The sequence below is a fragment of the Pseudomonas sp. St29 genome (genome assembly GCF_001547915.1).
In the GTDB taxonomy this organism is placed as follows: Bacteria; Pseudomonadota; Gammaproteobacteria; order Pseudomonadales; family Pseudomonadaceae; genus Aquipseudomonas.
The window spans coordinates 5,650,338-5,663,173 of record NZ_AP014628.1; the positions used below are offsets into that span (position 1 = coordinate 5,650,338).

A 12,836-nucleotide genomic window follows, 5' to 3' on the forward strand; every position below is an offset into this window, starting at 1 on the left:
CGCCTATGATCACCATTCCCGTTGTCCCCGTCCCCGAACCGGCCATCAGTTGCTCGACCTGCGCCGCCTGCTGCTGCCAGCTGGAAGTGATGCTGATCACCGACACCGGGGTGCCCGAACGCTTTATCGACACCGACGACTGGGGCGGCGAAGTCATGCGCCGCCTGGACGACGGCTGGTGCGCGGCCCTGGACCGCGACAGCATGCGCTGCAGCATCTATGAGCTGCGGCCACTGATCTGTCGCGAGTTCGAGCTGGGAGAGGCCGATTGCTTGAGCGAACGCCGGGGAATCGCCACGGCGTATCGCTGATAGCGGTCTCAGAGCGGCATCGTGTAATGCAGCGCGTAGCTTTCGATACCGTCGTTGGGGGTTTGAATCCCGGCGTTGGAGTAATGGGTGGCGCGGATCCCGACTTCATGCCCGCCGGCGAAACGCAGGCCGAAACCGATGCGGTCTTCGAACTGGAAGGATGAGCCGAGCTTGTTGTCCTCGACCTCGGTGTGGGCAAAGGCTGCCACCCCGATCCCCGCCTCGATGTAAGGCTTGACGCTGGCCCCGGCGAACTCATAGACCAGCACCGGCGAGAACGACAGACTGTGATTGCTCGATTTCTTGTCGCCATCCCAATAGGTGTAGGCGCCGCTCCAGTACCCGGTCAGGCGACCGACATCACTTTGCAGCCAGCTCTTGTCCCAGTCCCATTGCATACCCAGACGGTAGGTCTGGGTCGAATCGCCGGTTTGTCCCACGGAGAACTCGACTCCGGCCGCCTGCGCGGAAAAACTGTGCCCCAACAACCCGGCCGCCAGCGCGGCCAAACACAACAGTCGCTTCATCAGGAACGTCCTTTTTCAACGGTTACCTATGGTCTTGTACAACCTTCTGGAAAAGTTATAGAAGCCCACGCGCGCTCGGAAGTTCAGCTACGGTCGAGGTTTTTTCAGGTTTTTTCACAACTCGAAACGCTGAACGCTAGCAGGGCCTTTCCACAGCAGCGGCAACACCTGGACAAAGTGCGGGACGTCGCCGCTGGTCCAGAAACGAGTCTCCCGGGCCGGGCCCCGGGCCCGTAGCTCGCCCTCGTCCAAGAGGCGTTGCAACTGCCGGGCAACGGCGCCGCCCGTGTCGATCAGGCTGATGTGGGCCGGCAGCATCTGCAGCAACACCGGCTTGAGAAACGGATAGTGGGTGCACCCCAGGATGATGGTGTCGCAGCCAGCCGCCAGCAGCGGTTCGACATAGCCCTGCAACAGTTGCCGCAGGGCGCTGCTGTCGAGGTCGCCGTTTTCGATCATTTCCACCAGGCCGGGACAGGGCTGGGTGACCACTTTCACATCCGCGGCGAAGCGATCGAGCAAGGCGGCGAACTTGGCACTCTGCAAGGTGCCGGTGGTGGCCAGCACCCCGACCACCCCGCTGCGGGTCGCCGCCGCAGCGGGCTTGACCGCAGGCTCCATGCCGACGATGGGCCAGTCCGGGTAATCGCGGCGCAGATCGGCCACGCCGGCCACGGTGGCGGTGTTGCAGGCCAGGACCAGGGCCTTGGCGCCCTGCTCGCGGAAGTAGCGCGCCATCAGGGCACAACGCTGGCGAATGAACTCCGGGGTCTTTTCGCCGTAGGGAATATGCCCGCAATCGCCAAAGTACAGCAGTGCTTCGTTGGGCAGCAGGCGCTGAATTTCCGCCAGTACCGACAGACCGCCAACACCGGAATCGAACACCGCAACGGGCGCTTCACTCATGCTGAACTCCGCAAACGCTGCAACCGGGATCACGCTTGACCCGCAGCTCACGAAAGCGCGTCCCCAGGGCATCGATCAATAACAGTCGACCCACCAGAGGCTCGCCAAACCCGGCCAGCAGCTTCAGGGCTTCCAGCGCCTGCAGGCTGCCCACGGTGCCCACCAGCGGACCGAGCACTCCGGCCTCGCTGCAGGTCAGCTCGGCTTCGCTGCCATGCCCGTACAGGCAGTGGTAGCAAGGGCTTTCCGGGCGGCGCGGGTCGAACACCGACAACTGCCCTTCCAGGCGAATCGCCGCACCGCTGACCAGGGGCTTGCCGGCCGCCACGCACGCGGCGTTCACCGCCTCGCGGGTACTGAAGTTATCGGAGCAATCAAGCACCAGGTCCACCGCGGCCACGGCGGCGGCCAGGCTGTCGACGTCCAGCGCCTGGCGATGGGGCACCAGGCGGATTTCCGGGTTGAGGGCGGACAGCCGGCTGATGGCCGAATCCACCTTACTGACCCCGACACTCTGGCTGTCGTGGATGATCTGGCGCTGCAGGTTGGTCAGGTCCACGCTGTCGAAGTCGGCCAGGTGCAGCTCGCCGACCCCGGCCGCGGCCAGGTACAGCGCCGCCGGGGCACCAAGGCCGCCGAGGCCGACAATCAGTACCCGGCTCTGCTTGAGGCGCAACTGGCCATCGATGTCGACGTGCTGCAACAGAATCTGCCGGCTATAGCGCAACAGCTCCTGATCGGTCAGCACGGCAGGCACCCGAGGCTGATGCGTTCATGACCACCCAGGTCGATGCGGCTGTGGACTTCGATGAACCCCCGGGCCGTCAACAATTCGCGCACCGCGCCAGCCTGATCGTAGCCATGCTCGAGCATCAGCCAGCCACCGGCTTCCAGGTGCTGCGGGGCCTGGTCGACGATCAGGCGCAGATCGTCCAGACCGTCCTTGCCCGCCACCAGGGCGCTTTCGGGTTCGAAACGCACATCGCCGGCCGCCAGATGAGGATCGGCCTCGGCGATGTAGGGGGGATTACTTGCGATCAAGTGGAAACGCTGGGACTCGACCGCGCTGAACCAGTGGCTGCTGAGCACCGTGACGTTGTCCAGCTGCAGGCGCTGGCGGTTGCGTTCGGCCAGGGCCACGGCTTCCAGCACCCGGTCCACGGCCGTAACCTTCCAGGCCGGACGCTCGCTGGCCAGGGCCAGGGCGATCGCGCCGCTACCGGTGCCCAGGTCGAGGACCTTGGCCGGGGTCGCTGGCAGCAGTTCCAACGCTGCCTCCACCAGCAGCTCCGTGTCGGGGCGCGGAATCAGGGTGTGCGGTGCCACTTCCAGATCCAGCTTCCAGAAGCCCTGTTGCCCGAGGATATAGGCCACCGGCTCGCCGGAACGACGTCGTTGCAGGTACTCGGCGAACAGCAGCGCGGCTTCGCTGGGCACGATGCGTTCCGGCCAGGTGTGCAGGAAGCTGCGAGGCTTGCCCAGGGCCGCCGCCAGGAGCAGCTCGGCATCCAGGCGCGGCGTCGGCGAATCGGGTAATTGAGCTGCGCGCAGCAGGCTGGCGATGATGGTCATTTACTCACCCAATGCCGCAAGTTGATCGGCCTGGTATTCGGCCAGCAGCGGTTCAATCACTGCCTCGACGCCCCCGGCGAGAATTTCGTCCAGGGAATACAGGGTCAGGTTGATCCGGTGGTCGGTGACCCGGCCCTGGGGGAAGTTGTAGGTGCGGATGCGCTCGGAGCGATCCCCCGAGCCCACCAGCAGCTTGCGCTCGCTGGCGATGGCATTGGCCGCGGCGCTGGTCTGCTGGTCGTTGAGCTTGGCCGACAGCCAGGACATGGCCCGGGCCCGGTTTTTGTGCTGGGAACGCTCTTCCTGGCACTCCACCACGATCCCCGAAGGAATGTGGGTGATGCGGATCGCCGAGTCGGTCTTGTTCACGTGCTGGCCGCCGGCGCCCGAGGAGCGATAGGTATCGATGCGCAGGTCCGCCGGGTTGATCTCGATGGCTTCCTGTTCGTCCGGCTCGGGCAGCACCGCCACGGTGCACGCAGAGGTGTGGATGCGCCCCTGTGATTCGGTGGCCGGCACGCGCTGCACACGGTGCGCGCCGGACTCGAACTTGAGCTTGCCGTAGACGTTCTCGCCTTCGACCCGGGCAATGACTTCCTTATAGCCGCCGTGCTCACCCTCGTTTTCCGAGAGGATCTCCAGCCGCCAGCCACGCCGTTCGGCGTAGCGCGAATACATGCGGAACAGGTCGCCGGAAAAGATCGCCGCCTCGTCACCGCCGGTGCCGGCGCGGATTTCCAGGAACACGTTGCGCCCGTCGTTGGGGTCCTTGGGCAGCAACATGCGTTGCAAGGCGCTTTCCAGCTCGGCCAGTTGCTCCTTGGCCTCACGCACCTCCTCGGCGGCCATTTCCCGCAGGTCCGGGTCGTTGTCCTTGAGCAGCGCCTGGGCGCCTTCGAGATCGGCCTGGACCTTGAGTACCTGTTTGTAGGAGGCAACGATCGGCTCGACTTCCGCGTACTCCTTGGAGTAGGTGCGGAACTTGGCCTGATCGGAAATGACCTCAGCATCGCCGAGCAAGGCGGTCAGTTCCTCGAAACGATCCTGGAGAATGTCCAGCTTACTGAGCAGTGACGCTTTCATTACGGGGTTTTATCCGATGAGCCCTCACCGAGGGCAAAGAGTTCTTGAGCCATGGCCAGCGCATCGAGGCGACCTTCGGCGGACAGCTTTTTCAGCTGCACGCTCGGCGCGTGCAGCAGTTTGTTGGTCAGGCCACGGGCCAGTTGGGCCAGTACGTCCTCGGCGCTGGAGCCATTGCTCAACAGGCGCAGGGCCTTCTGCAGTTCTTCATCACGCAGGCGCTCGCTCTGTTGACGATAGGCCTTGAGCACGTCCACCGCCGCCAATTCCCGCAGGCGCACCATGAAGTCCTCGGCGCCGATGTTCACCAGCTCCTCGGCGGCCTGGGCCGCGCCTTGACGGCTCTTGAGGTTTTCCGCGACCACTTCGTGCAGGTCATCGACGGTATAGAGGTAAACGTCGTCCAACTCGCCGACTTCAGGCTCGATGTCCCGGGGAACGGCGATATCCACCATGAAAATCGGCTTGTGCTTGCGCAGCTTCAGTGCGCTTTCCACTGCGCCCTTGCCAAGGATCGGCAGCTGGCTGGCGGTGGAACTGATGACGATATCGCTGTGCACCAGCTCCTGGGGAATGTCCGATAGCAGCACCGCGTGGGCGCCGAACTGCTCCGCCAGGAGGCTGGCGCGCTCCAGGGTGCGGTTGGCCACGACGATGCGCTTGACCCCCAGGTCATGCAGGTGCCGGGCCACCAGGGTAATGGTCTCGCCCGCGCCGATCAGCAACGCCTGGCTGCGCTGCAGATCGCTGAAAATCTGTTTGGCCAGGCTTACCGCGGCAAACGCCACGGACACCGGGTTCTCGCCGATGGCGGTATCGGTCCGCACCTGCTTGGCGGCGCTGAAGGTGGCCTGGAACAGCCGCCCCAGCAGCGGACCGACGGTGCCGGCCTCACGGGCCACGGCGTAGGCGGACTTCATCTGCCCCAGGATCTGCGGCTCGCCCAACACCAGCGAATCCAGGCCCGAGGCCACCCGCATCATGTGACGAACTGCCGCATCGTCTTCATGCACATAGGCACTGGCGCGCAGCTCGTCTAGGCTCAGGTGGTGATAGTCCGCCAGCCAGCGCAGCACCACATCCGCAGAAAGATGATCCTGTTCTACATAGAGTTCACTGCGATTGCAGGTGGAGAGGATCGCAGCTTCGCGGCTGTCGGTGAGTCGGCAGAGCTGCTGCAAGGCCTCAACCAACTGCTCAGGGGTAAAGGCCACGCGCTCGCGGACGTCTACAGAAGCAGTCTTGTGGTTAATACCGAGTGCAAGGAAGGCCATTCAAGGTCGCTGATGATGTCGAGAAGCCGGCAATTGTCCTACTTCGACAGACGCAGAACAACTACCGCCGACTATTGTCCTAATAGACTGCCTCTGTTCTGGCATCCCGTTGAGTCTCGGTTATGTTTGACCGAAGGCTTGTGTCATGATGATCCGACCGCAGGTTAGTCGCCCTCTTCCTATATGAATAGATCCTCCGCGTTGCTCCTCGCCCTTGCCTTCCTCAGCGGTTGCCAATCACTGGCTCCCGTTTCATCGGACGCTACGTCGCCGGTGGAAGACAGCACCCCCGCCCCTGAAAAACCCAAGGTTTATTCCTCGTTCAGTGAAGACACCATCTTCAGCCTGCTGAGCGCTGAGCTGGCGGGTCAGCGCAATCGTTTCGACATTGCCCTGGACAACTACGTGACCCAGGCCATCAACACCCAGGATCCGGGGATTTCCGAGCGAGCCTTTCGCATCGCCGAATACCTGGGCGCCGATCAGGCGGCCCTGGACACGTCGCTGATCTGGGCCAAGAACGCCCCCGACGACCTGGAAGCGCAACGGGCTGCCGCCATCCAGCTGGCCCGCGCCGGTCGTTATGACGACTCCTTGCTTTATATGGAGAAGGTCCTGCAGGGCAAGGGCGACACCCATTTCGACTTTCTGGCGCTGTCGGCTGCCGACACCGACCAGGACACCCGCAACGGCCTGATGAAAAGCTTCGACCGGCTGTTGCAGAAACACCCGCACAACAGCCAGCTGATCTTCGGCAAGGCCCTGCTGATGCAACAGGATGGCGACGCCAAGGATGCCCTGACCCTGCTGGAGCAGAACCCGCCGGAAGACGGCGAAGTCGCGCCATTGCTGCTGCGTGCCCGCCTGCTGCAAAGCCTGAACCGCGGCAAGGAAGCCTTGCCACTGCTGGAAAAAAGCATCCGCAAGTACCCGGATGACAAGCGCCTGCGCCTGACTTACGCCCGCATGCTGGTGGAGCAGGACCGCATGGAAGACGCCAAGACTCAGTTCTCCAGCCTGGTCCAGCAGTATCCGGAAGATGACGAACTGCGTTACTCCCTGGCCCTGGTGTGCCTGGAAGCCAAGGCTTGGGAAGAGGCCAAGGGCTACCTGGAAGACCTGATTGCCCGGGAAAGCCACGAAGATTCCGCCCACCTGAACCTGGGACGGATCGCCGAAGAACTGAACGATCCGCAAGGGGCGCTGATCGAGTATGCCCAGGTCGGCCCGGGCAACGACTATCTGCCGGCACAACTGCGCCAGGCCGATATCCTGATGAGCAACGGTCGTACCGACGAGGCGCAAAAACGCCTGGTAGCCGCCCGCGATGCCCAGCCCGACTACGCCATCCAGCTGTACCTGGTCGAAGTCGAAACCCTGTCGGCGAACAATCAGGGGGACCGGGCCTGGAAAGCCATCCAGCAAGCCCTGCAGCAATATCCCGATGACGTGAACCTGCTCTACACCCGCGCCATGCAGGCGGAAAAACGCAATGATCTGGCGCAACTGGAAAAAGACCTGCGCCTGATCATCCAGCGCGAGCCGGACAACGCCATGGCCCTGAATGCCCTGGGCTACACCTTGTCGGACCGCACCACCCGCTATGCCGAAGCCAAGGTGCTGATCGAACAGGCCCACCAATTGACCCCGGACGACCCGGCGGTCATGGACAGCCTGGGCTGGGTGAACTTCCGCCTGGGCAACCTCGACGAGGCCGAGCGGCTGCTGCGCCAGGCCCTGGAACGCTTCCCCGACCAGGAAGTCGCGGCGCATCTGGGCGAAGTGCTGTGGAACAACGGCAAGCAGCGCGAGGCCAAGCAGATCTGGAGCAAGTTCATCAAGGACCAGCCCGATAGCCCTGTCCTGCGCGACACCATCAAACGCCTGACCGGATCAGAGACTCTTTAAGACCATGTTTTTGCGCCACTTCATTGTTTTCAGCTTCATCGCCCTGCTGGCCGGCTGCGCCGGCTTTGGCGCCCGTGAATCAGTCCAGGGCCAGGGCAACCCCGCCCAATGGCGCCAGCACAAGGACCAGCTGACCGGCCTCGATGGCTGGCAGATCAACGGCAAGATCGGCATCCGCGCGCCCAAGGATTCCGGTAGCGGCACGCTGTTCTGGCTGCAACGCCAGGATTATTACGACATCCGCCTGTCCGGCCCGCTGGGTCGCGGCGCGGCTCGCCTGACCGGGCGCCCCGGCCAGGTCAGCCTGGAAGTGGCCAACCAGGGCCGCTATGAAGCCACCAGCCCGGAAACCCTGCTTGAAGAACAGCTCGGCTGGAAACTGCCGGTTTCTCACCTGGCCTGGTGGGTTCGCGGCCTGCCCGCCCCCGACAGCAAGAGCCGCCTGACCCTGGACGGCGACAGCCACCTGGCCAGCCTGGAACAGGATGGCTGGCAAGTGGAATACAGCAGCTATTCCGAGCAGAACGGCTACTGGCTGCCCGAACGTATCAAACTGCATGGCAGCGACCTTGACGTCACCCTGGTGATCAAGGAATGGCAGCCGCGCAAGCTGGGGCAGTGACCGATCATGGAAAAACTGACCCTGCCCTCCCCGGCCAAGCTCAATCTGATGCTGCATATCCTCGGTCGCCGTGAAGACGGTTATCACGAGCTGCAGACCCTGTTCCAGTTCCTCGACTACGGCGATGAAATCACCTTCGCCCTGCGTGACGACGGCGTCATTCGCCTGCACACCGACTTCCCGGGGGTGCCCCACGACAGCAACCTGATCGTCAAGGCGGCGAAAAAGCTCCAGGAACAATCCGGCTGCACCCAGGGCATCGATATCTGGATCGACAAGATCCTGCCCATGGGCGGCGGCATCGGCGGCGGCAGCTCCAACGCCGCCACGACCCTGCTGGGTCTGAATCATCTCTGGCAACTGGGCTGGGATGAAGACCGCCTCGCGGCACTGGGATTGACCCTGGGGGCCGACGTTCCGGTTTTCGTACGCGGCCGCGCAGCGTTCGCTGAAGGCGTAGGGGAAAAACTCAGCCCTGAATATCCCGAAGAACCCTGGTATCTGGTACTGGTCCCGCAAGTGTCTGTAAGTACAGCAGAAATTTTTTCAGATCCGCTGTTGACACGTGACACTCCGCCCATTAAAGTGCGCCCCGTTCCCAAGGGAAACAGCAGAAATGACTGCCTTCCGGTAGTCGCAAGGCGTTATCCAGAAGTACGTAACGCATTGAATTTGTTAGGTAAATTTACCGAAGCAAAACTGACTGGAACTGGAAGTTGTGTGTTTGGGGGCTTCCCAAGCAAAGCTGAAGCTGATAAAGTATCGGCCCTTCTTACAGAGACCCTTACAGGGTTTGTAGCAAAAGGAAGCAACGTTTCGATGTTGCATCGCAAGCTGCAAGGTCTGCTCTAAAGGAATCGAGTATCAGGTACTCGAAGCAACAGATACAGGGGCGTCGCCAAGCGGTAAGGCAGCAGGTTTTGATCCTGCCATGCGTTGGTTCGAATCCAGCCGCCCCTGCCATTTTCCTATACTCATCCAGGTATACCCTCAGCCTTCAGGTACTGCGCGTGTCCAAGATGATGGTCTTTACGGGGAACGCTAACCCCGATCTGGCTCGGCGTGTAGTACGTCAGCTGCATATCCCTCTCGGTGACATCTCTGTTGGAAAATTCTCCGACGGCGAAATTACTGCCGAGATCAATGAAAATGTCCGCGGTAAAGACGTCTTCATTATTCAGCCGACTTGCGCTCCGACCAACGATAACCTGATGGAACTCGTCGTGATGGCTGATGCCTTCCGCCGCTCCTCAGCAACTCGTATCACTGCTGTTATTCCTTATTTTGGTTATGCCCGTCAGGATCGCCGTCCGCGTTCCGCACGTGTGGCTATCAGCGCGAAAGTCGTCGCTGACATGCTTACCGTAGTCGGCATCGACCGTGTTCTCACGGTTGATCTGCATGCTGACCAGATTCAGGGTTTCTTCGATATTCCAGTAGATAACATCTACGGCTCCCCGGTTCTGGTGGATGACATCGAAGACCAGCGTTTCGAAAACCTGATGATCGTGTCCCCGGACATTGGCGGCGTCGTGCGTGCACGTGCCGTGGCCAAGTCCTTGGGCGTTGATCTCGGGATCATCGACAAGCGTCGTGAGAAAGCCAATCACTCCGAAGTGATGCATATCATCGGCGACGTCGAAGGACGCACCTGCATTCTGGTCGATGACATGGTCGATACCGCCGGCACCCTGTGCCACGCGGCAAAGGCCCTGAAAGAGCATGGCGCAGCCAAGGTCTTTGCCTACTGCACACACCCTGTGCTGTCGGGCCGGGCCATCGAAAACATTGAAAATTCCGTGCTGGACGAGCTGGTGGTGACCAACACCATCCCGCTGTCCGCTGCAGCACAAGCCTGTGCGCGTATCCGCCAACTGGATATCGCACCGGTTGTTGCCGAGGCGGTCCGCCGCATCAGCAATGAAGAATCGATCAGCGCGATGTTCCGCTAGGGGCTAGTCCCCGGTAAAACATCCCGATGACGAAAAGCGCCCCGTCCCAACCTCTGTTGGGACGGGGCTTTTTTGCCCATATCGCCTTTAGCGCTGGTCGCAAACGCTGGGGCGAGTGTGGTTATTTTGGAGATACAACATGAACGATTTTACTCTGAATGCTGAACTGCGTTCCGACCTGGGGAAAGGTGCGAGCCGCCGCCTGCGTCGTCTCGCAAGCCTGGTTCCAGCTGTAGTCTACGGTGGCGACAAAGCCCCTGAGTCCATCAGCATGCTGGCCAAAGAAGTAGCCAAGCTGCTGGAAAACGAAGCTGCCTACAGCCACATCATCGAGCTGAACGTTGGTGGCACCAAGCAGAACGTCGTGATCAAGGCCCTGCAACGTCACCCAGCCAAAGGCCACGTGCTGCACGCTGACTTCGTTCGCGTAGTTGCCGGTCAGAAACTGACCGCCATGGTTCCAGTGCACCTGATCAACGAAGCGGCACCGATCAAGAAAGGCGGCGAAATCTTCCGCGCTACCACCGAGATCGAAGTTTCCTGCCTGCCGAAAGACCTGCCTGAGTTCATCGAAGTCGACATGACCGAGACCGACATCGGCACCGTGATCCACCTGTCCAACCTCACCGCTCCTAAAGGCGTTGAGTTTGTTGCTCTGGCACACGGCAACGACCTGGCAGTAGCCAACGTCTACGCACCACGTGTTGCTTCTGAGAAAGAAGAAGGCGCAGCAGAGTAATTCACTCTGACGCCGGAGTTGAGCGGAACACATCGCGGACTGGAACGTAGCGAGAAAGCGGGCGAGAACGCGAAGTTTGCCGCAAGGCAACCAAGCTCCTGTCGTCCCCTTTCGCCGTAGCACCGGTTGCGGCGATGTTATCCACCACTCCAAAGAAGGGCCCCTATCGTGACTGCCATCAAACTGATCGTTGGCCTGGGTAATCCAGGCGCCGAATACGAACAGACCCGGCATAACGCAGGGGCCCTTTTTGTTGAGCGCATCGCTGAAAAACAAGGTGTGAACCTTGTCGCCGATCGCAAATATTTCGGCCTGATCGGGCGCTTCAGTCACCAGGGTCAGGACATTCGTCTGTTGATTCCCACCACCTACATGAACCGCAGCGGCCAGGCCGTGGCGGCGCTTGCAGGCTTCTTCCGCATCAAGCCGGAAGAAATCCTGGTGGCCCACGACGAACTCGACTTGCCTCCCGGCGTCGCCAAGCTCAAGACCGGCGGCGGGCATGGCGGGCACAACGGACTGCGGGACATCATCGCGCAGCTCGGCAATCAGAATACCTTTCACCGCCTGCGGCTCGGCATCGGCCACCCAGGTGTTGCCAGTATGGTTTCAAACTTTGTCCTGGGTCGTGCGCCACGCGCCGAACAGGAAAAACTCGATGCCAGCATCGATTTTGCCCTCGGCGTGCTGCCGGATATCTTCGCCGGTGAATGGAACCGCGCGATGAAAAACCTGCACAGCCAGAAGGCCTGACTCTACTCCTCGGGGAATACACCATGGGATTCAATTGCGGCATCGTCGGCCTGCCTAACGTCGGCAAGTCCACCCTGTTCAACGCCCTGACCAAGTCCGGGATCGCGGCCGAGAACTTCCCCTTCTGCACCATCGAGCCCAACAGCGGTATCGTGCCGATGCCCGATCCGCGCCTGGACGCCCTGGCGGCGATCGTCGTGCCGGAGCGCGTGCTGCCGACCACCATGGAGTTCGTCGACATCGCCGGCCTGGTGGCCGGTGCCTCGAAAGGTGAAGGCCTGGGTAACAAGTTCCTGGCCAACATCCGCGAAACCGATGCCATTGCCCACGTGGTCCGCTGCTTCGAAGACGACAACGTGATCCACGTGTCCAACAGCGTCGACCCCAAGCGCGACATCGAGATCATCGACCTGGAGCTGATCTTCGCCGACCTCGACAGCTGCGAGAAACAGCTGCAGAAAGTCGCTCGCAATGCCAAGGGCGGCGACAAGGATGCCGTGGCCCAGAAAGCCCTGCTGGAGCAACTGATCGCCCACTTCACCGAAGGCAAGCCGGCCCGCAGCCTGATGAAGGACATGAGCGCCGACGAAAAGCTGATCATCCGCGGCTTCCACCTGCTGACCACCAAGCCGGTGATGTACATCGCCAACGTTGCCGAAGACGGCTTCGAGAACAACCCGCTGCTGGACGTGGTCAAGGCCATCGCCGAAGAAGAAGGCGCCATGGTGGTGCCGGTGTGCAACAAGATCGAAGCGGAAATCGCCGAGCTTGAAGACGGCGAAGAAAAGGACATGTTCCTCGAGGCCCTGGGCCTGGAAGAGCCTGGCCTGAACCGGGTGATCCGCGCTGGCTACGAAATGCTCAACCTGCAGACCTACTTCACCGCCGGTGTGAAGGAAGTGCGCGCCTGGACCGTGCGTGTCGGTGCCACCGCGCCACAAGCAGCCGCGGTGATCCACACCGACTTCGAGAAAGGCTTCATCCGCGCCGAAGTCATCGCCTACAACGACTTCATCCAGTTCAAGGGTGAAGCCGGTGCCAAGGAAGCTGGTAAATGGCGCCTGGAAGGCAAGGAATACATCGTCAAGGATGGCGACGTGATGCACTTCCGCTTCAACGTGTAAAACCTGGATAGCCTTTCAGGAGATGTCTGCGGATTGCCTCAGACGCCTGAAAAACCCGTGGGAGC

General features: G+C 61.5%; 14 protein-coding genes and 1 tRNA gene. 9 read left to right on the plus strand and 6 right to left on the minus strand.

Translation table 11 applies throughout. The annotated features are described in order from the left end of the window. The first annotated feature begins 5 nt into the window (after window positions 1–5). A complete protein-coding gene (locus tag PST29_RS25115; RefSeq protein ID WP_047306050.1) occupies window positions 6–311 on the plus strand; it encodes a YkgJ family cysteine cluster protein in 306 nt (101 codons plus the stop codon). An 8-nt stretch (window positions 312–319) separates the two neighbouring features. On the opposite strand, the gene PST29_RS25120 is transcribed toward PST29_RS25115, so the two are convergent. From PST29_RS25120 to hemA, 6 genes are all read right to left on the minus strand, one after another. Beyond that, window positions 320–838 (minus strand): acyloxyacyl hydrolase, encoded by a 519-nt coding sequence (locus PST29_RS25120; RefSeq protein WP_060844598.1) that lies wholly within the window; start codon window positions 836–838, stop codon window positions 320–322. Between the two features lie 114 nt (window positions 839–952). After that, entirely contained in the window at window positions 953–1,744 is a 792-nt protein-coding gene (gene murI, locus PST29_RS25125; RefSeq protein WP_060844599.1) for a glutamate racemase, read from the minus strand. Continuing rightward, window positions 1,737–2,492: a molybdopterin-synthase adenylyltransferase MoeB gene (locus tag PST29_RS25130; RefSeq protein WP_060842014.1), complete on the minus strand. Its 756-nt coding sequence runs from the start codon at window positions 2,490–2,492 to the stop codon at window positions 1,737–1,739. Before PST29_RS25130 ends, murI begins: the two co-directional genes overlap by 8 nt. Next, a complete protein-coding gene (gene prmC, locus PST29_RS25135; protein ID WP_060844600.1) occupies window positions 2,486–3,316 on the minus strand; it encodes a peptide chain release factor N(5)-glutamine methyltransferase in 831 nt (276 codons plus the stop codon). Before prmC ends, PST29_RS25130 begins: the two co-directional genes overlap by 7 nt. Next, window positions 3,317–4,399 (minus strand): peptide chain release factor 1, encoded by a 1,083-nt coding sequence (gene prfA / locus PST29_RS25140; protein ID WP_060841025.1) that lies wholly within the window; start codon window positions 4,397–4,399, stop codon window positions 3,317–3,319. Further along, the gene (gene hemA / locus PST29_RS25145) at window positions 4,399–5,673 is read right to left on the minus strand and encodes a glutamyl-tRNA reductase (protein WP_016965522.1); all 1,275 of its coding nucleotides are present in this window, start codon (window positions 5,671–5,673) and stop codon (window positions 4,399–4,401) included. The genes prfA and hemA overlap by 1 nt, the downstream gene beginning before the upstream one ends. A gap of 183 nt (window positions 5,674–5,856) precedes the next feature. Between hemA and PST29_RS25150 the strand changes: the two genes are divergently transcribed. The 8 genes from PST29_RS25150 to ychF all read left to right on the plus strand — a co-directional run bounded on the left by PST29_RS25150 (window position 5,857) and on the right by ychF (window position 12,771). After that, window positions 5,857–7,581: a tetratricopeptide repeat protein gene (locus tag PST29_RS25150; protein ID WP_060844601.1), complete on the plus strand. Its 1,725-nt coding sequence runs from the start codon at window positions 5,857–5,859 to the stop codon at window positions 7,579–7,581. Between the two features lie 4 nt (window positions 7,582–7,585). After that, a complete protein-coding gene (gene lolB, locus PST29_RS25155; protein WP_060841027.1) occupies window positions 7,586–8,203 on the plus strand; it encodes a lipoprotein insertase outer membrane protein LolB in 618 nt (205 codons plus the stop codon). A gap of 6 nt (window positions 8,204–8,209) precedes the next feature. After that, window positions 8,210–9,055, plus strand: coding sequence for a 4-(cytidine 5'-diphospho)-2-C-methyl-D-erythritol kinase (ispE, locus tag PST29_RS25160; protein WP_060844602.1), 846 nt, complete (start codon window positions 8,210–8,212; stop codon window positions 9,053–9,055). A 36-nt stretch (window positions 9,056–9,091) separates the two neighbouring features. Further along, window positions 9,092–9,166: transfer RNA gene (locus PST29_RS25165), tRNA-Gln, on the plus strand. 47 nt (window positions 9,167–9,213) lie between these two features. Further along, a complete protein-coding gene (locus PST29_RS25170) occupies window positions 9,214–10,155 on the plus strand; it encodes a ribose-phosphate pyrophosphokinase (protein ID WP_003171603.1) in 942 nt (313 codons plus the stop codon). A gap of 139 nt (window positions 10,156–10,294) precedes the next feature. Next, window positions 10,295–10,894 carry a 50S ribosomal protein L25/general stress protein Ctc gene (locus tag PST29_RS25175; RefSeq protein ID WP_060841029.1) on the plus strand — a complete coding sequence of 200 codons (600 nt, stop codon included), beginning with the start codon at window positions 10,295–10,297 and terminating at the stop codon, window positions 10,892–10,894. A gap of 168 nt (window positions 10,895–11,062) precedes the next feature. Next, a complete protein-coding gene (gene pth, locus PST29_RS25180; protein ID WP_060844603.1) occupies window positions 11,063–11,647 on the plus strand; it encodes an aminoacyl-tRNA hydrolase in 585 nt (194 codons plus the stop codon). Between the two features lie 23 nt (window positions 11,648–11,670). Then, window positions 11,671–12,771 carry a redox-regulated ATPase YchF gene (gene ychF / locus PST29_RS25185; protein ID WP_015636980.1) on the plus strand — a complete coding sequence of 367 codons (1,101 nt, stop codon included), beginning with the start codon at window positions 11,671–11,673 and terminating at the stop codon, window positions 12,769–12,771. Window positions 12,772–12,836 lie beyond the last annotated feature (65 nt).